The organism is Puia dinghuensis (assembly GCF_014642875.1).
In the GTDB taxonomy this organism is placed as follows: domain Bacteria; phylum Bacteroidota; class Bacteroidia; order Chitinophagales; family Chitinophagaceae; genus Puia; species Puia dinghuensis.
Genome location: NZ_BMJC01000008.1, coordinates 171283 through 190973, shown reverse-complemented (window position 1 = coordinate 190973; position 19691 = coordinate 171283). Strand labels below are relative to the sequence as shown.

Annotated in this window: 14 protein-coding genes and 1 pseudogene; 8 read left to right on the top strand and 7 right to left on the bottom strand. The window is 56.6% G+C overall.

Translation table 11 applies throughout. From position 1 onward, the window contains the following. Nucleotides 1-186: 186 nt before the first annotated feature. Both IEY39_RS28665 and IEY39_RS28660 read left to right on the top strand, forming a co-directional pair. The gene (locus tag IEY39_RS28665; RefSeq protein ID WP_188938096.1) at nucleotides 187-2061 is read left to right on the top strand and encodes a histidine kinase; all 1875 of its coding nucleotides are present in this window, start codon (nucleotides 187-189) and stop codon (nucleotides 2059-2061) included. Further along, entirely contained in the window at nucleotides 2051-2833 is a 783-nt protein-coding gene (locus IEY39_RS28660; RefSeq protein ID WP_188938095.1) for a LytR/AlgR family response regulator transcription factor, read from the top strand. Before IEY39_RS28665 ends, IEY39_RS28660 begins: the two co-directional genes overlap by 11 nt. Before the next feature lie 7 nt (nucleotides 2834-2840). Here IEY39_RS28660 and IEY39_RS30010 read toward each other — a convergent pair whose 3' ends face one another. The 3 genes and pseudogenes from IEY39_RS30010 to IEY39_RS28650 form a co-directional block, all read right to left on the bottom strand. Then, on the bottom strand, nucleotides 2841-3398 hold the full coding sequence (locus IEY39_RS30010; RefSeq protein WP_229689139.1) for an aldo/keto reductase: 558 nt from the start codon (nucleotides 3396-3398) through the stop codon (nucleotides 2841-2843). 214 nt (nucleotides 3399-3612) lie between these two features. Beyond that, nucleotides 3613-3927 (bottom strand): annotated as a pseudogene (locus IEY39_RS30300) (aldo/keto reductase); the annotation flags it as partial. A 72-nt stretch (nucleotides 3928-3999) separates the two neighbouring features. Next, the gene (locus tag IEY39_RS28650; protein WP_188938094.1) at nucleotides 4000-5178 is read right to left on the bottom strand and encodes an anhydro-N-acetylmuramic acid kinase; all 1179 of its coding nucleotides are present in this window, start codon (nucleotides 5176-5178) and stop codon (nucleotides 4000-4002) included. Between the two features lie 126 nt (nucleotides 5179-5304). Between IEY39_RS28650 and IEY39_RS28645 the strand changes: the two genes are divergently transcribed. The 6 genes from IEY39_RS28645 (at nucleotide 5305) to IEY39_RS28620 (ending at nucleotide 15873) form a co-directional block, all read left to right on the top strand. After that, complete coding sequence (locus IEY39_RS28645; RefSeq protein ID WP_188938093.1) at nucleotides 5305-6714, top strand: alkaline phosphatase family protein; 1410 nt, start codon at nucleotides 5305-5307, stop codon at nucleotides 6712-6714. Between the two features lie 11 nt (nucleotides 6715-6725). Then, a complete protein-coding gene (locus IEY39_RS28640) occupies nucleotides 6726-9170 on the top strand; it encodes an ABC transporter permease (protein ID WP_229689137.1) in 2445 nt (814 codons plus the stop codon). Between the two features lie 189 nt (nucleotides 9171-9359). Continuing rightward, nucleotides 9360-9875 (top strand): RNA polymerase sigma factor, encoded by a 516-nt coding sequence (locus tag IEY39_RS28635; RefSeq protein WP_188938089.1) that lies wholly within the window; start codon nucleotides 9360-9362, stop codon nucleotides 9873-9875. A 41-nt stretch (nucleotides 9876-9916) separates the two neighbouring features. After that, nucleotides 9917-10927: a FecR family protein gene (locus IEY39_RS28630; protein WP_188938088.1), complete on the top strand. Its 1011-nt coding sequence runs from the start codon at nucleotides 9917-9919 to the stop codon at nucleotides 10925-10927. Nucleotides 10928-11140: 213 nt separating this feature from the next. Continuing rightward, the gene (locus tag IEY39_RS28625; RefSeq protein ID WP_229689136.1) at nucleotides 11141-14272 is read left to right on the top strand and encodes a SusC/RagA family TonB-linked outer membrane protein; all 3132 of its coding nucleotides are present in this window, start codon (nucleotides 11141-11143) and stop codon (nucleotides 14270-14272) included. Between the two features lie 20 nt (nucleotides 14273-14292). Next, nucleotides 14293-15873, top strand: coding sequence for a RagB/SusD family nutrient uptake outer membrane protein (locus tag IEY39_RS28620; RefSeq protein WP_188938084.1), 1581 nt, complete (start codon nucleotides 14293-14295; stop codon nucleotides 15871-15873). 67 nt (nucleotides 15874-15940) lie between these two features. On the opposite strand, the gene IEY39_RS28615 is transcribed toward IEY39_RS28620, so the two are convergent. From IEY39_RS28615 to IEY39_RS28600, 4 genes are all read right to left on the bottom strand, one after another. Then, a complete protein-coding gene (locus tag IEY39_RS28615; RefSeq protein WP_188938082.1) occupies nucleotides 15941-16387 on the bottom strand; it encodes a hypothetical protein in 447 nt (148 codons plus the stop codon). 118 nt (nucleotides 16388-16505) lie between these two features. Then, the gene (locus IEY39_RS28610; protein ID WP_188938081.1) at nucleotides 16506-16739 is read right to left on the bottom strand and encodes a hypothetical protein; all 234 of its coding nucleotides are present in this window, start codon (nucleotides 16737-16739) and stop codon (nucleotides 16506-16508) included. 220 nt (nucleotides 16740-16959) lie between these two features. After that, nucleotides 16960-17886 (bottom strand): RpnC/YadD family protein, encoded by a 927-nt coding sequence (locus IEY39_RS28605; RefSeq protein ID WP_188938079.1) that lies wholly within the window; start codon nucleotides 17884-17886, stop codon nucleotides 16960-16962. Nucleotides 17887-18130: 244 nt separating this feature from the next. Then, nucleotides 18131-19690, bottom strand: a complete 1560-nt coding sequence (locus IEY39_RS28600; RefSeq protein WP_188938077.1) for an FAD-dependent oxidoreductase — start codon at nucleotides 19688-19690, stop codon at nucleotides 18131-18133. Between the last annotated feature and the right edge of the window lies 1 nt (nucleotide 19691).

Genomic DNA, 19691 nt, shown 5'->3' with positions numbered 1-19691 from the left:
TGTAATTTTTAGACCAAAACTATCACCCCAACACCCCCTTTCCTCTGCCTATTCGACTGTTAGCCGCTTCCCGATATCATTCAGCACGGTATAGCCTCCCAGCGACAACCGTCGTCGACGAATGGCATTTGTCGAAAAACCCGGACGCAAGCTGCTCATTGGTCTACCTTTACCGCAAATCAGGACATGTCCTTTCGCGCTGTTCTATATTCTCAAGAGCGCCGGTACAGGCGGGCCCGCCATCTCATCCTCTGGATCGGGTATGCGCTCTACTTCGCCTTACAGAGCTACTTCCCCACGACGGGTGTACGCGGCATCAGCCCGTATTTTGTACACGTGGCGCTGGTAAGCACGGTAGTGTATTTCCCGTTCTGTTTCTTTTCCGCTTATGTGTTGCTGTATCATCTCTATCCGCGATATCTGCGGTATGGCAGGATCCTGCCGTTCGTCATCCGCTTTGTACTGTTGATTCTGCTGGGCTTCGCGATCAATTATCTGGCCGGCCTCGTTTTCTACCGGTACAGCGGCAGACCACCCGTCGGCTTTGCCGCGTGCTTTTTTCTCGGCTTTCATAATACCACCATTGCCATCATCACGGGTCTGTTCATCCTGGGGCTCCGGCTCGGCAGGGATGCCTGGCTCCAGCAAGCGGCCAATCTCCGGCTGGCGGCGCAAAAGGCCCGGGCCGAGCTGCAGTTGTTGAAGACACGTATCGATCCCGGATTCCTGTTCACGACGCTCGACCATCTCCACGATGCCGTGCGGGCCGGCTCTCCCGGGGCGCCCGGGGCCATTCTCCAACTTTCGGAGACGCTTAGCGGGATCCTTTATGAAGGCGAAGGGGCTCTCGCATCCCCTTCGCAAGAGAACCTCGCATCTCCCCCGGACGAACCCCTCTTCGAACGCCCCCGATCGCGTATCGACCGCCTCATTTATGACGGTATTTTCTCCGGTAAGCCGCGTTATCGTATTATCCGACACACCCTTTTCTGGCTGGTGCGTCTGGCCAACCTCACCTTCGTCTCCCACGCGCGCGTATACTGGCCCAATGCTCCGGACTGGCTCAACTGGACTACCGCGATGCAATCCTCACTACTCGAACTGGCCGGCGAGATCGTCCTCACCTACGGCATCGCCTATGGGCTATTCCCGCGGTTCTTCGAACGCAAAAGATACGTTCCCTTCTTCCTGGGTACCCTCGCGTTGTTGGGCATCGTCTTTATCCTCGCCCCGCCCAACGGGATGCATTACCCCAGCGTGGAGGGCATGGCGGGATTCAACGCCGCCTGGAATTCCGTGTGGCTTTTTATCCGGATGAGTCTTACCACATGGCTGCTGTTTATCGCATGGCGGATGTTCAAGCAACACTATCAGCGGATGACCGAGCGGGCAGCCCTGAGCAAGGAGGCCGCCGATATCGAATTTCAGCTGCTGAAGGCGCAGGTACACCCCCATTTCCTGTTCAACATCCTGAACAATATCTATTCCTTTGCGCTGGATGGTTCGCCCCGCGCCGGTGAGCTCCTGGCCCGGCTCTCCAGCATGATGCGGTATATGATCTATGATTGTGAGGCAGATCGGATGCCCCTCGATCGCGAGCTGCTCCTGTTGGAAGACTATATTGGCCTGGAGAAAGCAAGATATGGCGACCGGCTCGATCTCCGGGTCATCATCGAAGGCCAGACCCACCGGCGCCGCATCGCTCCCCTGCTGATGATCCCTTTTATCGAAAACTGCTTTAAGCACGGCGCCAGCCAACTGATCGATCATCCCTGGGTGCGGCTGCGGATCCGTACCGGCGGGAACAACCTGGATTTTAGCCTGAGTAATAACAAACCCCTGACGGCGACGGCCACCAACGGGAAGAACGGCATCGGTCTGAAAAATATCCGGCAGCGGCTCGAACTACTTTATCCGAACCGCTACCGGCTGGACATTGATTCAGACGGTGATCGCTTTTCTGTTCGGCTGGTCGTACCTTTGGAAGTGGACGAGGCGCCTCCGACGGCTCAAGGGAGGACGCCGGAGGCGGCTCCTAAAAACGATGCCAATGGCCAATGAAAAGAAAATAACCTGTCTGCTCGTGGACGATGAGCCCCCGGCATTGGAAATTCTGAAGAAATACGTCGCGGCCGTCGCCGCGCTCGAATTCTCCGGGACGTGTAACAATGCCGTGGAAGCGCTGAACATCCTGCAGACAAGGAACATCGATCTGCTGTTTCTTGACATCCAGATGCCGCAGCTGCTCGGCACCGATCTCATCCGCACCCTCAAGAAGCCGCCGCGCGTGATCTTTACGACGGCACACCGCAAATTCGCCATCGAAGGCTATGAATTGGATGCCATCGACTACCTGCTGAAGCCGATCTCGTTCGAACGTTTTTTGAAGGCCGTCAATAAGGTGTTGGACAATTTGCCGCCGCCCGGCCCTCCGCCACCCGACGGCGCCCAGTCCGCCGCTGCCGGGAGCCCCAACGCCGCGTCCTTCCAGCGAGTCGAGCCTTCCCGCAGCCTCGACCCCTTCCTCCATCTCCGCGCCGAACGGAAAACGATACAAGTCGCGCTGGATGACATCCTCTATGTCGAAAGCATCCGGGACTATGTCAAAGTCGTGACGCGCAACAGGACCATCGTCAGCAAACAATCGATCTCTTCCCTTGAAGAGTTCCTGCCCAGGGAAGCCTTTATCCGCATCCACCGAAGCTATATCGTCTCGCTGAGCAAGATCGAGTCCTACACGCACGATCTGGTAGAGATAGGGCGGCAGCAGCTCCCCATCAGCCGGATGTACCGCCTCGATGTCGAAAAGATCCTGCAGCGCCGGCCCGGATAGCCAGCGGCTATTTCACCAACGCGGCCTTCACCTGCGGGTCGAGCACGAGTTCGCTGAACCAATTCGGGTAAACCGGCGCGGGCTTCGTCATCTCATTCAGCGCCGTCACCTCGTCGACCCCCAGCACCAGGTTCGCGGCGGCAAGGTTGTCGTCCAGCTGATGGGGCTTGGAGGCACCGACGATGACACTCGACACCGCCTTTTTCGCGAGCAGCCATGCAATGGCCACCTGCGCCACGGACGCCTTATGCCGCCCGGCGATGTTCCGCAGCCGGTCGACCAACCGGAATCCTGCTTCTTTGTCGAAGGGCATAATGTCGAAGCCCGACATTCTGTTGTCTTTGTCCGCCATATTCTCGTGGGTATACTTACCCGAAAGGAAGCCGCTCACCAGCGGACTCCACACCGTCAGGCCGAGGCCATAGCGCTCGTGCACCTGTAGCAGGTCGCTTTCGATATCGCGGATCAGCAGGGAATAATGCATCTGTCCATGCGTGAACGGCGCCCAACCATGCGCCCGCTGCAACTCCAGCGCCGCAGAACTTCGTCGGAGCTGCTTCGACACGCTCCTCCTCGTTCGCATCCTTCGCTCTGCTCGGATGCCCGCCAGGCGCTCCAGTTGGAGAAACCGATGTAGCGGGCCTTGCCGCTGCGCACCACTTCATCGAGGGCGGCAAGAAAACTTCGTCGGAGCTGCTTCGACACGCTCCTCCTCGTTCGCAACCTTCGCTGCGCTCGCTTGCTTCCAGCGGCGTGTGCGGGTCTTCCTTATGCGCAAGATAGACGTCTACAAAATCCGTGTCCAGCCGTCGCAGGCTCTGGTCGATGCTCCACAGGATATGGCGCCGGTTAAGGCCCGTCTGCACCAGCCCCTCGCCCGTGCGGTTGCCCACTTTCGTCGTGATCACCACTTCCGAACGCCGCCCCTTCAGCGCCCGGCCCAGCATCGCCTCGGACTCGCCGCCCGCATATGCATCCGCCGTGTCGAAGAAATTCACCCCCGCGTCCAGTGCCCGTGCCACCATCGCGTTGGCGTCCGCCTCTTCTGTCTTGTAGATCGTGGCGAAGCTCTTGTTGCCCGCCGTAAATGTCATCGCCCCAAAGGAAAGCCGGGATACGATAAGGCCCGTGTTGCCCAGTGTTGTGTATTGCATAGTAAAGATTTGTTATTCCTGCCCGATCCAGACGGCCCCGCCGATGCTGTCGCGGGTGGCGCCCGTCACCGACGCCAGGACGTTATTTTCTTCGCGCCAGCGCAGCACGCCGATGAGGGCCATGATCAATGCTTCCTTATAGTCGACTAGCGCAGCTTCCGGCACCACCACTTCTACGCCCAGTCTTGCCCGTAACCGATCGACCAGAAATGCGTTATGCGCCCCGCCGCCCGTGACGAGCAGCTTCGCCTGGGGCCCTGCTACGTTCGCGCCCGCCGCCCCGGGTTCCTGTCGCCCCAACGGAGCGTCGCAACCGGAGCTACATAGCTGTTCCACTGCCCGCTCCACCTGCTCTGCGATATGCTCGACATAGGTCCGCAACGCATCCGCCGTAGAGAGCCCCGTACTCATCGCCTGGCGCACCAACGGCAATACCGTCTCCGTCCCAAATTCATTCGCCAGCGACTTCGGCCAGGGCGCCGCGTAATAAGGCAACGCATTCAGCTGGTCCAGCAACCCCAGGTCCACACCGCCGCCCGCCGCCAGCATTCCATCCTTATCATATTCCATGCCCGCCGTCGCCGCCAGGGTATTCAGCACCCGGTTGGCGGGGCAGACGTCAAATGCCAGGAACTCGCCGCCACTGGCGCCGGCTCCGTGGCGCGACACATTGGCGATCCCCCCCAAATTCAAAAACAACTCAAACTCCGGCAACAGCAGCATCTCCCCTATCGGCACTATCGGCGCCCCCTGCCCACCCAGCGCCACGTCCATCGCGCGAAGATCACTCACCACATTGATGCGCGTCACAGCCGCAATCGCCGCGCCATCCCCCAGCTGCGCCGTCATCCGCCGCGCCGGATCATGAAAGGTGGTATGGCCATGACTCACGATCAGCTGAACGCGATAGTGCAACCCATTCTCTTCGATGAATTGCAACACCCGCTCGCCCAGATAACGCCCATATTCCACATGCAGCAATTGATATTCCATTGCCGAAAGCCCCGTCGCCCCCGCCAGCCGCCGCCGCCATTCCTCCGGATACGGATAGCAGGCCGTCTTCACCAGCTCATACCCCCAGGTCCGGGGCGCCTGACGGTTCGTGGAAGCCCGTTCCTGCAGTTCCACATAAGCAAGATCCAATCCATCGAGCGAGCTGCCGCTCATCAAACCAATGACTTTGTATACCATAGCTCGCAAAAATACGTCGGCCGGGTGGCTTCCGGCGGCTCTTTTACTACAAAATTTAATGCAGGGTTTACTCAGTGCTAACATTTACTTAACAGCCATGCCAGTCCTTTGACCAAAACTAACGAGATGCAAAAGACAACTACTTCGCCCGTCCGGTCGGCTTCGGCTGTCCGGCTCATCGCTCTGGCCGGTTTCCTCCTCACCATCGGCCTCATCAGCGCCTGTAGAAAACATGTGGTCCACATCCCCCCGGCCGATCTCGACAAGATCAACCACATTGTCGTCATCTATCTCGAAAACCACAGCTTCGACAACCTCTACGGTCAATATCCCGGCGCCAACGGCCTGGCCGACGCCCCCCTGGACAAGATCATCCAGGTGAACGATTCCGGTAAACCCTATACGTTCCTGCCGGCCATCCCCGGTACGAGCGCCTTCCCCACCAACCTCCCCAACCACTTCTTCGACATCGACCAGTATATTCCCAATAACCTGATGACACCGGATGTCCTTCACCGTTATTACCAGGAGCAGCTGCAGATAGATGGCGGGAAGATGGATAAATACGCACTCTACAATTCCTCCAAAGGCCTGTCCCAGGGCTATTACAAGACCAGCCTGCTGCCCCTCCTTCCCCTCGTGCAGCAATACACCCTCTGCGACAACTTCTACCACAGCGCCTTCGGCGGCAGCTTCCTGAATCATATGTGGCTCATCGCATCGGCCAGCCCGGTATGGCACAACGCACCCGCCAGCATCGTCGCAAAGCTCGATTCGACCGGAAAGCTCATCTCTGACGGGCAGGTAACACCCGACGGCTTCGTGGTCAACACCAGCTTTACCGTCAACGCTCCGCATCCATCCACGACACCCGCTGCGAACCTCGTTCCCAACCAGACCCTGCCCACCATCGGCGACCGCCTCAGCGGCAAGAACATCTCCTGGGCCTGGTATTCCGGCGGCTGGGACAGCGCCCTGGCCGGTCATGCGGACCCTACCTTCCAGTTTCATCACCAACCCTTCGCCTACTTCGCCAACTTTGCCGACGGAACGAAGGCTAAGCAAGATCACCTGAAGGATGAAAAAGACTTCATCGCCGCTGCAAAGGCCGGTACGCTTCCCGCCGTGTCCTTTGTGAAACCGATCGGCATCAATAACGAACATCCCGGCTATTCGGATGTAGCGGCCGGGGAGAACCATACGGTGCAACTGATCAATGATGTCCTCAACGGCCCCAATGGCAAGGACGCCGTCATCATCATCACCTATGACGAGAACGGTGGTTTCTGGGATCATGTCTCTCCCCCCGTCATCGACAAGAAATGGGGCCCCGGCACCCGCGTCCCGGCGATCATCGTTTCGCCATTCGCCAAACGCGGCTTTGTCGATCATACGCAATATGAAACGGTCAGCATCCTGTCGCTTATTGAACTACGTTATCGCCTGCTTCCGCTCGCCTCCCGCGATCGCGATGCCTCGCCGCTGCAGAATGTCTTCGACTTCGATAGGGATAAAAAACCCGGAAAAGATCAATAAGTAAATTCACCATGTTCCGCCACCTCCTGAAAATCATGCTCCGCCAGCTCTGGAAGAACAAAGCCTTCACGGCGATCAACCTCCTGGGCCTGGCCACCGGCATGGCCGTATGCCTGCTGCTCGTACTGTATATCCAGAACGAACTCGGCTGGGACGCCTTCCACACCAACGGCGACCAGATCTACCGCCTCGCGATGCAACGGAAATATCCCGGCCGCACCGCCTTCCGGGGCGGCATCCCCCAGTCCATCGGGCAGGCAGTAAAAGCCGAATTCCCCGAGGTACGTGCCGTCACCCGGGTGTATTATACGGTCACCGACGCCAAGGTAAAAGCGGGCGAGAAAAATTTTACAAAAGAGACGGTCCTCCTCGCCGACTCCAATTTCTTCAGCGTCTTCACCGGTGAATTCCTGCAAGGCGACGCCACTACCGCCCTGCAACACCACCTCACGACGGTCGTAACCGAATCCACCGCCAAAAGATACTTCGGCTCAGCCGAAAATGCGCTGGGCAAAACCTTCAGCATCAACGAAGGCAAACCCCTTCTCATCACCGGGGTGATCAGGGACTGGCCCGAAAAATCCCACCTGTCCTTCAACGTGCTGCTAAGCGCTACGGGAATGCAAGGCGCGAACCGGGCCGAATATGTCTATTTCGGTCCGTATACCTACCTCCTGCTGGACAAGCAGGCGTCCGCCGCGGGCTTACAGGCCAAGCTCCCGCAAGTAGTGGATAAATATGTCGCTCCCGTGGTACCGCCCCTCTTCGGCGAATCCTGGAAGCAATTCATCGCGGAAGGCAACGGCTATGCCTATTTTCTGCAACCGATAAAAGACATTCATTTACATTCCATCCTCGATGACGAGATGCGGCCGGCGGGGAGCATGCGCAATATCGTGATCCTCGGCTGCATTGGCGCCTTCATCCTGTTGCTCGCCTGTGTCAACTTCGTCAATCTCTCCACCGCACTCGCCGTCCAGCGGGCCAGAGAGGTCGGTATCCGCAAGACCTTCGGCTCGCAACGGATCGATCTCATCCGCCAGTTCCTGGTCGAATCCCTTGTCTTCAGTCTCGCCGGGCTCCTGCTCGCCCTCCTGCTCACCGCACTGTTCACTCCCTTGCTGAATAACATCTCCGGCCAACAGCTGAGCTTCGGCTACTTCCTCGATCCCGTAAGGCTCTTGCTACTCATCGCTTTCTCCCTGTTCATCGGCGTCATCGCCGGTGTCTATCCCGCCTTCGTGCTCTCGTCCTTCGACCCCATCGAAGTGCTCAAAGGCAGGTTCAGATCGGGCCGCCGGGGCATCGCCCTGCGCAACGGACTCGTCGTATTTCAGTTCGCGATCTCCGTCATCCTCATCATCTGCACCATCGTCGTCAACCGGCAAATGCAATTCATGCTGGGCGACAGCCTGGGTTTCCGGCAGGATCATGTGGTTGCCGTCGACGGCCTCTGGCAATTGAGGGGTTCCAACAGTGACAAGGCCTTTGTCGATGCCGTCGCCGGGCTGGCAGGGGTGGACGAGACGAGCAAGTGCAGTCAATTGCCGGGCGACGATGACCAAGGCGGCGGCGCCACCTGGGTATGCCTGGACAACAACGCTTCCCGAACGCAAAGAGACTTTAGTGCGGATGAGCACTACCAACACCTCCTCGACCTGCCCTTACAACAAGGCCGGTTCTTTTCCAAAGCGATGCCCACCGATTCTCTGAGTGTCATCCTCAATGAACAGGCAGTAGCAGATTTTGGCCTGAAGAACCCCCTCGGCGCCCGGCTCATCTGTAAAGAAGCGGGTTGGGATTCCACCGATCACAAACAAAACATCTTCACGGTCATCGGTGTGATGAAAGATTATCATTACCAATCGCTGCGGAAGAAGATCGCGCCGCTGATCATCTACAATGCCGACAAATTTCCGTGGGGCTCTGTTGCCGTAAGTATCAAGGGCGATCATTTCAAGACAAGCCTCGCGGCGATAGAGAAGCTCTGGCATCGATTCGACCCGAAACATGATTTCCGGTTCCGCTTCCTCGACCGGCAAATTGCCGAACAATACAAGGCGGAACAAACCGAACAAACCATCTTCACCATTTTCTCGACACTCGCCATCCTCATCGCCTGTGTTGGCCTACTGGGCCTCGCCGCCTTTACCGTCCGCCAGCGCACAAAAGAGATGAGCATCCGCAAGGTGCTGGGCGCCATGCCTTCGACTATCATCCTCATCCTGTCGAAGGATTTTCTGGTGCAGATCGGCATCGCAGCCCTCATCGCTTTCCCCATCGCGTGGTGGGCGATGCATGCGTGGTTGCAGAATTTTGCTTATCGGGTAACGATCTCGTGGTGGGTATTTATTTTAGCAGCGTCATTAGCAGCGCTTATCGCGATGCTAACGATTAGTTTCCAGACGATAAAGGCAGCGATAGAAAATCCGGTGAAAAATTTGCAATCGGAATAAAGGGCCGCGGCCGCGGAATAAAGCGGCGCGGCGGCGGAGTAAGCCGGCTCGGCAAATCACTTTTAATACTAAGATAACCTCGCTTTATCGCGATGATCCATTATTTGGCCGCATCTTTACCCCCGCGCTGCACCAACATCCGCAAGCACCTGCAAGCGACCAACAGCCACGGCGCCGCGCGAGCAACCAGTGAACGACAACCAGCTTATAGAGATAAAGAAAGGAAACCTCAAGGCCTTCTACGGCGCCTTCGAAGCGCATAACGTAAAGCTGTACCAATACATCTACAACCGCACCGGCAACGCTTACTACGCCGAGGAAACCGTTCAGCTCACCTTCATCCGCCTCTGGGAAAAGCGCGAAGGCCTCTCCGAAGAATACTCCCTCTCCATCCAGCTCTTCCGCATCGCCAAAAGCATTCTCATCGATCTCAGCCGTCGCGAGACCCGCCGCCAAACCCGCGAACTCTCGGACATGTTTATCTCCGGACCTACCGAGAGCGAACGCCTTATGTATAAAGAACAGCTCGAAAACGTCCTCTCCGCCATCGATCAGCTGCCCGACCAAAGTCGCAAGGTCTTCCAGTTGAGCCGCCTCGACAACCTTTCCCATAAAGAGATCGGCGAGCAGCTGTCCATCTCCCCCAAAACGGTGGAATCCCACATCACCAGGGCCCTCAAACATCTCAGGAAAACTTTTTTTTAGGCGCGACTAGGGGATGTTCCTTTCTCAAACGAATATAGTATATGTACAACTCCGACGACCTGGATGAACAAAGCTGGGAGGACTTTCAACCGGACGAAAACCAACCGACACCGACGCAGAAAATGCGCGACCACATCGAGCACCACGTCGGCAAGTCCCCGGTGAGAAAGCTGTGGATCGGCTGGGTCGCAGCAGCATCGGTGGTTGGCCTCGCCGGCCTCGCCGGTCTCCGAATCTGGAAAAACGAAAAACCACCGGTGGTCACCGCCGCGGCAAGCCAAAAGCAACAGCCACGGCTGGCCGCTAAGCAGACGATCACCAATAGTACCTCTGAAACCAAAGTCTATACCCTGCCGGACGGCAGTAAGGTGAGACTGGCAAAGGGCAGCACCATCATCTTCGATAGTGGCTTCACTGCCTCCCGCCGCGACATCGCCCTCACCGGCGAAGCGACCTTCACTGTGGCCCGAGACAAGGTAAAACCCTTCACCGTTCATTCGAAAGACATCGCCGTGACGGCACTTGGTACCGTCTTTGGCGTCGACGACACCCACAGCGGATTCACCACCGTGCTGCTCTACAGCGGCAAGGTCGTGGTGAAAAAGGAAGAGCCCGCCCGCCGCCCATCCGATGCCGCCGATCGCTCATCCGATCCTGCCGATCGCTCATCCGGGTCCGCCGCCCGATCGTTCGCAGACGTCTACCTGAGTCCCGGGCAACAGCTGACCGTGAATCGCACCGATCTCTCGGTAAGTATCAAGATGGCCATCGAACCCAAAACCACACCGGAGAAGGCGCCGGCCCCCATCCCGCAGCAGATGATGACCTTTACGCGCCAGCCGCTTGCCGATATTTTCAAAGAATTGCAGGCCACCTACCATATAACCATCACCTATGACCCCGCCGGCGTGAAGAATATGGACTTCACCGGTACATTCAACAGCGAGAAGGAAACCCTCGAATCCTTTTTGAGCACGCTTTGCAGCCTCAACGATCTGACGCTCAAAAAGACAAAGGGTAAGGGATTCTCGATCCGGCCGGCGGCCAATTGATCCATCGAGGGCGTCCCCCTTCGGGTCGGGCTCTACGCTTAAGTCCTCGGACTCGTGCCTCGGCCTCCGGGCTGCCGCTTCGATCCCTGACGCAACCCGAGCCCATCTATCGAACACAACGGTAAACCCAAAAAAAAGCAGGCCCCGTCCCGCGCAGGCGAAGCCATGCCCATACCAAAAAACAAACAAAATCGAACCTTCAAATCAAGGCTTATGATCAGACAACTTGCATGTTTACTTCTATTCCTCACCTGTTGGACGCAGGCCACGCACGCCCAGGCGCCGTCCCAGGCGACCCAGGCCCAGCCCCAGTCCCAGGCACCATCCGGTACGAACACCGCCACCGGCATCATCCGGGACGAGAATGGCGATCCATTGGAAGGAGCCGTCGTCCGGCTCCAAAACGAGGGCTTCGACCACAGCACCGCAACCAACGACAAAGGCCTCTTCCTCTTTAAGAACGTCCCCGCCGGTGCAGGCTACCGCTTCATCATCAGCTTTATCAACTATGACAACGACACCCTCACGGGCTACGAAATGAAGGAAGGCGGCCGCATCTCGCTTAGCGTCACCCTTCAAGGTAAAAAATCGACCCTGGACAAGGTAATGGTCATCGGCTATGGCACCATGCGCAAGCGCGACCTGTCCTCGGCCGTCAGCGAAGTACAGAATCTCGATCAGGTGAAAGAACGCCCCGTCACAGACGTCGCCAACATGATCCAGGGCCAGGTGCCCGGCGTCACCGTCATCGCCAACGGCGGCCATCCCGATCAGACTCCCAACATCACCATCCGGGGCGTAGGCTCCCAGGGCACCGAGAGCGTCCTCTTTGTCGTCGACGGAGTGCCCAACGCGCCTTATAACCCCGCCGATGTTACGTCGATCACTATCCTCAAAGATGCCGCTTCCGCCGCTATCTATGGCGCCTTCTCCGGCTCCGCGGGTGTCATCCTCATCACCACCCGTCAGGCAGCCCAGGGCAAGCCCGGCGTGGAATACACCGCTTTTGCCGGAGCCAAGAACGCCTGGCGCCTCCCCCAGTCGCTGCCTGCCGCCACACAAGCGAAGGAAGCCAACCTGGCTTACACCAATGCGGGGCTGCCGCCGCTCGACGGCTGGAATGCCACGCTGAACCCTTACGACCAGGTGACCCGCACCGACTGGATCCATTCCATCTTCCGCACCGGTCTGGTACACCGGCACAACATCGCCGTCAACGCCGGATCGGATAAGTTCTCCACCCTCTTCGAAGGCCGCTATGAAGAGAATGAAGGTACCCTGATCAACACGTACAATAAGAATATCTCCGGCCGGTTCAACGCCACTTATCAGTTCGATCCGCATTTCAAGTTCAAGCAGGATGTCTTCGTCAACAACAACGACAACCGCGGCACGCAAACCTCCAGCGGCTATGACGGCGTCATCCTCTCGGCCATCTATATGCCGCGCAGCGCCACCGTCTACTATCCCGACGGAACTTTTGGCGGCACCGGTCCGCGCAATTCCCCCTATCTCGGCATCCACGGCGACGCCATCAACCCCGTCGCCACCCTGCTGCGCTACCAGCCCTACAAGCGCGCCTTGGACATGCAGTCCATCTCCGAGCTGAAAGTGTCGAACTTCCTCCCCGGTCTTTCCTTCCTCACCCGCTTCTCCTATTACACATACAACTATCTTTACAAGAACTTCCAGTATGCGCGTACCGAGCCCGGCAAGCCGGACGACGAGAACATCCTCACCTACGCAACAGAAAGGAAATGGAACTGGATCTGGGAGAACACCCTCAACTACAACCATACCTTCGGCCGCCACAACGTCGCCGCCATGGCCTCCACCACCTCCCAGGACGCCGGTGATATGGTCTACAGCGCTTCTGCCAAGACCTTCGACAACGAAGCCACCTGGGCGCAGTTCTTCGTCAACGCCAGCAACTTCACGGACATCAAACCCACCGACTGGCAGACCGAAGACCGTAATACGTCTTATGTCGGCCGCCTCTCTTACAGCTGGGCCGACCGCTACTTCCTCACCGGCAGCTACCGGTATGACATCGCCGGCCGCCTCGCCCCGGGCCATCGCGGCAAGGGTTTCCCCGCCGCTACCGCCGCGTGGAAGATCAGCTCCGAGCCCTTCTTTAATGTTCCCGCTATCGATCTGTTGAAGATTCGCGCCTCCTGGGGGCGCATCGGCAACATCGGCTCCATCGGGCTCAACTACGGCTATCCCACCCTCACCGCCAACTCTGTCTACCAGGTGGGTAACGGCGGCCCTCAGACTCCTGATCTGTATGTCGGCACAGCCAACAACCCAAGCCTCAGCTGGGAGACCTCCGAGCAAAAGGACCTCGGCGCCGACATCAGCGTCCTGAAGAACCGGCTCACCTTCACCTTCGACTATTTCGACAAGCTCACCTTCGATCTCATCCAGACCCAGGACAACAACTGGCCCAATACCATGGGCATCGCTCCGCCCCTCGTCAACCAGGGCAAGATCCGCAACAAGGGTTATGAATTCGCGGCTACCTGGCGCGGCGACATCGGCAAGCTGCACTACGAACTCAGCGGCAACGCAGCCACCCTCGACAACAAGGTCGAATACATCGACGGCAACCCCACCTCCTTCTGGCAGCATCCCGACGCCTGGCGCGGTACGCTTGCTCCCTATCGCAGCACGGTCGGTCAGCCCTATTATTCCTATTGGCTCATCAAGACCGCCGGCATCTTCCAGTCCGATGCGGAAGCGGCAGCGTATGTCAACAAGAGTGGCGCACGCATCCAGCCCAACGCCCATGCCGGTGACCTCAAATTCGTCGACGTCAACAACAACGGCGTCATCGACGACCGCGATCGGGTATATATGGGTAATGCCTTCCCCAAGTTTACGTATGGTTTTACGGCCAACCTCTTCTGGAACCATTTCGACCTCAGCATGTTCATCCAGGGTGTAGGCGGCGTAAAGCTCTTCCATGCCTTCAAGGAATCCACCCTCAACGGGTCTGAGCAAGGCTACAACCGCTGGGACAAGATCCTCGACGCCTGGTCGCCCACCAATCCCAAGGGAACTATCCCGCGCATCTCTGCCAGCGATCCCAACAACAACTTCCAGACGGCCTCCGACTGGTACCTGGAAAGCGGCAACTACCTGCGTGTGAAGAGCCTCATCATCGGCTACACCTTCCCGCATCTCATCCACAGCAACGCCCTACGGGTATACATCAGCGGGGATAACCTCATCACCATCACCAAATACAGCGGAATGGACCCCGAAGTCGGTGGCATCGGGATGGATGGCGGTCAGTTCCCTGTGTCGCGCACGTATGCCGTCGGTGTAAAACTTAACTTATAATCTTTGAAAACTGCTGAACAATGAAACGTTATATATTTCCTCTGCTGATCCTTTTCTCTTCCTGTTCGAAGAATTGGGTCGACACCAAGCCCTACGGTAACCCCTCGACCGCCTATTTGTGGAGCGACTCCGCAGATGCGATCAAAGGCACTGCCGCCCTCTATGACGCCATGCAGAACGAATCCACCTTTGGCCGCGACCTATTCTGGATGCAGAATGCCAGCGACGACTTCATCGTAGGCCGGCCCAAGCCCAACGCTGAGAACATCAAGAACTTCGTTTGCACCGGCCATGAAGGGTATATGGCGCAAGGGTGGAGCGACATGTACACCATGCTCAACGTCGCCAACGAAGCCGTCGTAGGATTGAAGAGCGCCAGCAACCTCACCGCCAGCCTGCGTAACCGCTCGCTGGGTGAAGCCTACTTCATGCGCGGGTTCTGGCATTTCTGGATTGCCTACCTCTGGGGCGAAAAATCGCAGGGCGTCCCCTATGACAGCGCCGAAAATGTCCAGTATGGCAAACGCATCGCGCCCCAGCAGCCATCCGTGACGGCGAACTATTCCATCATCGCCGCCGACCTGCAACGCGCGATCGACCTCCTGCCGCTCTTTCAGTCTTATGGCAGTGCCGACCAGGGCCGCGCTCACCGGGCAGCGGCGATAGGCTATCTCATTAAGACCTACGCCTACTGGGCGCAGTACGACAACACCAAGTGGGCGCTGATCCCACCGCTGGTCGATCGCCTCAGGGACGAATGCGGCCGGGCGCTGATCACCAGCCAGGCCACACCGGCAAAGAACTATAAGGCCGTTTTTTCCATCGCGGGCAACTGGAGTTCGGAATATATCTGGTCTGTTACGTCCAGCTATCTCGGTGGATCGGAGTTTATGGGTGTCGTCCTCGAGAACACCGGCTGGGGGCTCTACAATGGCTGGGGCTATTTCCAGCCTACCGAAGAATTGTATGAAGAATATGAGGCGGGTGATCCTCGCCGCGCGTTGACGATCCTCAACTTCGGCGACACGTTCACTTATTTCGGTCAGCAGCGGCAATACTACTCCACCAACAGTCTCTCCGGCTTCCAACTGAATAAATATATGGAACCGTACAGCTATGGCGCCAATGGAGATGCATCGACGAATCCCGACATCAACCAAAACGGTAACTATCCGACTACCGCGCTGAACCTGCCGCTGATGCGTTATGCCGAGATGCTCCTGTTCAAGGCTGAAGCGCTGATCCAGATGGGTCAGAACGCTGCCGCCGCCGAGCCGCTGAATGAAGTTCGGACCCGCGTGGGGCTGGCGCCGAAGAGCAACCCGACGATGGCCGATCTCAAGCACGAACGTCGTTGTGAATTGGCCGGCGAATGGACCGACCGGTTTATGGATCTGAAGCGGTGGGGTGATTATGCGAATATCGACATGCCGCTGCACGGGCGGATCCATGCCAACAAGACCGATCCGAATTCGACCTATACGATCCAGCAGGTGTGGAAGGCCCGCAACTTCGATCCCAATCGCGACATGGCCTGGCCCATCAATCCTGACGAGATCTCCCGCAGCAACGGTGTCTATAAGCAGACGCCGAACTGGTAATCCTATATCCTACTTTGTTTTGGCTTGTTTTGGCGCGGCCGTCTTCATTATGGAGGCGGCCATTTTTTTATAGCATTGGCCTGCTATCAAAAAGCTCATCCGTCTTTTCGTCATAGCTGATACGCGTGATCGTCCATCCCGATCCGTTATTGTATAAGGTGAACCGCATCGCCAAAAATGCGCGTTCGTATTTCATCAAATAGATCAGTCTGTCGAGAGTGCCCGGGATCTCTTTTTGCAGCACCTGTTGAAAACCGATAACCTTGCCGAAGCTGCCGCTAAGGGCCGTCATTTGACGCTTTGCCGTATAGGCCAGCGTATCCATTTTGTAGTCCTCTATTACCGTGTAGGGCTTCAGATAATCGAATGCCTCGTCGAATTTGCCGCTTTTAAAAAGGTCCAGGAATCGCTCACACGTCACGATCATCACCTGCTTGCTTGGCGGGTGATTGATCTGGCAGGGGGAGAACTTGACGCACAGCGCAAGCAGAAGAGGGAATAAGAGTTTTTTCATAGCTATTCGTTTAATTACGACCGCCACTTATCTATATTGCGACGATCGCTTGTAACAACGTTATCCCCTTCTATTAATTGCGCCGGCCGCTGGCCGTTCCCCGCCGCCCACCTGTCCGCTAGACGGCCTTTTTAGGCTTCAGCGTCTTATGCATTCCCTCCACAAAGGCCACAGAAACTTTCAGAGAGACCATAATCTCCTCCTTCGACCGATTACCTTTCATCAACAGCCAGATCATGCCATCTAATTGTTCCGCATTCACCGTATACCAGGCAAGCCTAAAACTGATTCTCTTACCTTTTCCCGCCCATTCTTCAATCCGATATTTTACCATCTCATGCATGAGTCCCATAAATAGGAGTTTTAAATTGAGTAAGTAATAATAGTCGGTGGGAAAAGCCAGGTGGGCCAATCAGGTATAACGGCTGCTATCTTATTCGAAAAATATAGTCCCAGGTTTAAAGAAAGGCGAACGAGCAACCAAATATTCGGTAGCGGCTTTAAATACTTTAGGTGGGAGAGAAATTAAAAAAATATTGCGGTGCTTCTTCGAAGGAATATTGGTGACACCATTATTTGGCCTTGAGTTCATCTCTTATTCTCTCTACCAAAGCAACAGGCACCTTCACCAGTTCAGCGATCTTCTCAGGCGAAAATTCGGTATTCGCCAGCAATATGCGAACGGATTCCTCCTTCCCTTTTTCCAGACCTTTTTCCAGACCTTCTTCGACGCCTTCCTGGCGCATTATCTCCTTTACTTGTTCAATGATACCCATAGTAGTACTATTCTTATCAGAATTTTTGTCACTTTCCTCGATAAATTTACGATTTGTTTCTGGTTTTTTAAATACCACGTAGTTATAAAGGAAGTACTTAATGGCCTGTGTCTTTTGTTCGCCGAAAGCCGCGGCCTTTTCATTCAATAGTTTGGACATCAACAGCTTTTGTTTCAGCAATACCTGGTCCCGTTCTTCATCCGTCCCCTTTACCTGCAAGAGCACTTCCTTCGCCACAAGGATCACCGCCGCAAATGGGTTCGCACTGGCCGCCAATACCTCGTCAGCATAATCGGCGATACGTAAAGTCTTATATTCATACCGGACGCAAGTCCACAAACAGCGATCTTCGTACACTCCCGGCCTTTTTTTGCCATCCTTCCCCGTTAACACGGCAATTGCCGCCACAGGACGGCCGCGCTTATGTAGTCTGACAAAATATTCGAACATCCGTCCAGGAAATTCCTTACCGTTATTGCCTTGCACTTCCACATGCAGTAATATCCAGCTTTCGGCCCCATCACGTAGGAACACTTTTACCAGCTTGTCGACAACCCTGGTAGTCGACGCCTCCGGGGACAACTCCGCAAGCTCCTTGTCGAGAAATTCAAAGCCACGCTCCAGGTCCAACTCTTTTCCAATGTCCGGGTCAACGAAAAGTAACAGATCAGCCATCACTTCCTCGATCATGCCCTTCCACAGCATATCATACTTCGGTTTCATAAGTTGCCCTTAACTGTAAGTAATTGTTTGCGCGAGAAAGAATAGCCCGTAGCATTTTTCTATTACGCACATATCCGATCGTGTAGTGGGGAACAACATCAGCCGTACCGGCTGGAAATAGTAATTGTGGGAAACACGCAAAGGAGAAGATAAAGATACGAATATCTTTTCTACAGCCAAAATTATTAGCAATAATTTTTGAAAATAATCAACTACCTATCATCGGTAGGAACCGCCGCCCCCCTCACAACCTATCGATCTCCCGCGCCACCCGCTGCGCACTACGCAGGCACGACTCCATCCCCCGGCTCATGTTGTCTGCATAGGTGCCCGCAAAATAGATGCGCCCCTCCGGTTGCAACACCTGCGGCCAAAACTTCCGCATCTCGCCGATGGGGAACGGCTCCATCTCGCAGGCGGGAGAGTACTTGTCTTTCGTCCAATCCACCGTCAGCGCTTGCTCGATGGTATCTTTTTTACCCGGATACACCTGCCGGAAGGCCGCCAACACCTGCTGCGGCGACAATCCGCCCGGCCCGAACGCCTTCAGAATAACCCGGTGCGTCTCCACCGCATTCGTCTCGAGCCAGATCGAATCGATATAAGGATGATCGAACTCCATGTTGATACTCGGGATCCCGTCATCCAGCCAGAACTTCGACGCCGCTTCGAAAACATAAAAAGGATGCGAGGAAAATTTGAGGTGATCGACCACATACTGCCTGGCCGGGGAAAGCGCGGGGGTGATCGGAATATTCGCGAATAACGGGAGTGGAATACAAGTCACCAGCACATCCGCCTCCATCGTGGTTTCCGCAGCTGCCGCCTCCGTCCCCGCTGCCGCCGCAGCGCCCAACCTCGCCCCTGTGGCGCCTCCCGCTCGGTCCCCCATCCCCGCCCCCTTCCTGCCCCCATACGGCCGATAGTTCACCGTCACCCCACTCGAACTGTGCCTGATAGCCGTCACCGGGTGATTCAACCTGACGCGTGGCCCCAGACTCCGGGCAAAAGCCATCGGCAGCTGCTCATTGCCGTCCTTCAGGTGAAAGGTCTCGCCCTCCGAAAGCGGGATGCCGCGCGAATACATCATCGACAGCCGCCACAACGCATACAACGCATTGGTATGCTTGCCGCCAAGGAAACGCAGCGCAGCAGGCGAAGCCCCTTCCTTCTTATATACATCGGCGATAGGGATAGTATCGTATTCATCGTATCCAACCCCAAACGGCTGATAGGGATCGGCGAACTTCCCCACATACGGCGCCAGATACAACGCCCTCAGCTCATATAGCGGATGCTCCGCCAAAAATTCCACTTCCCTGTTGCTGAAGCCAAAACCCTTCAGCACGGTGGGGTCCCTCAACTGCTGTGCGGTATAAAACTTCCCGTCTATCACCTTCAGCTTGTGCGGGTCATAGGCGTGTTCCGACCCCTCCGCGTTGGGATAAGGAATCGCGGTAAGCTTAAATTCGTCTACATACTCGAAGAATCGCTCATACCCGGGCTTCGTGATATGGTCGGCCCCGAAGTCGGCATAGAGTCCGTCCGACAACCCATCGCGACCGGTATACACATGTCCGCCATAACGTCCCGAAGCCTCCAACACCACCACGTCGTGCCCCGCTTTCATCAACTCATACCCGCAGCACAGACCAGTAATACCCGCGCCCGCCACGATCACTTTTTTGGCGGAGGGCGCGGCCACCCCTATATGCGGCGCCAACGCCAACCCCGCACCCGCCGGCAGCACCGCCAACCCCACCCCCGCCGCCAGCGTCTGTTTCAAAAAATCTCTTCGCTCCATA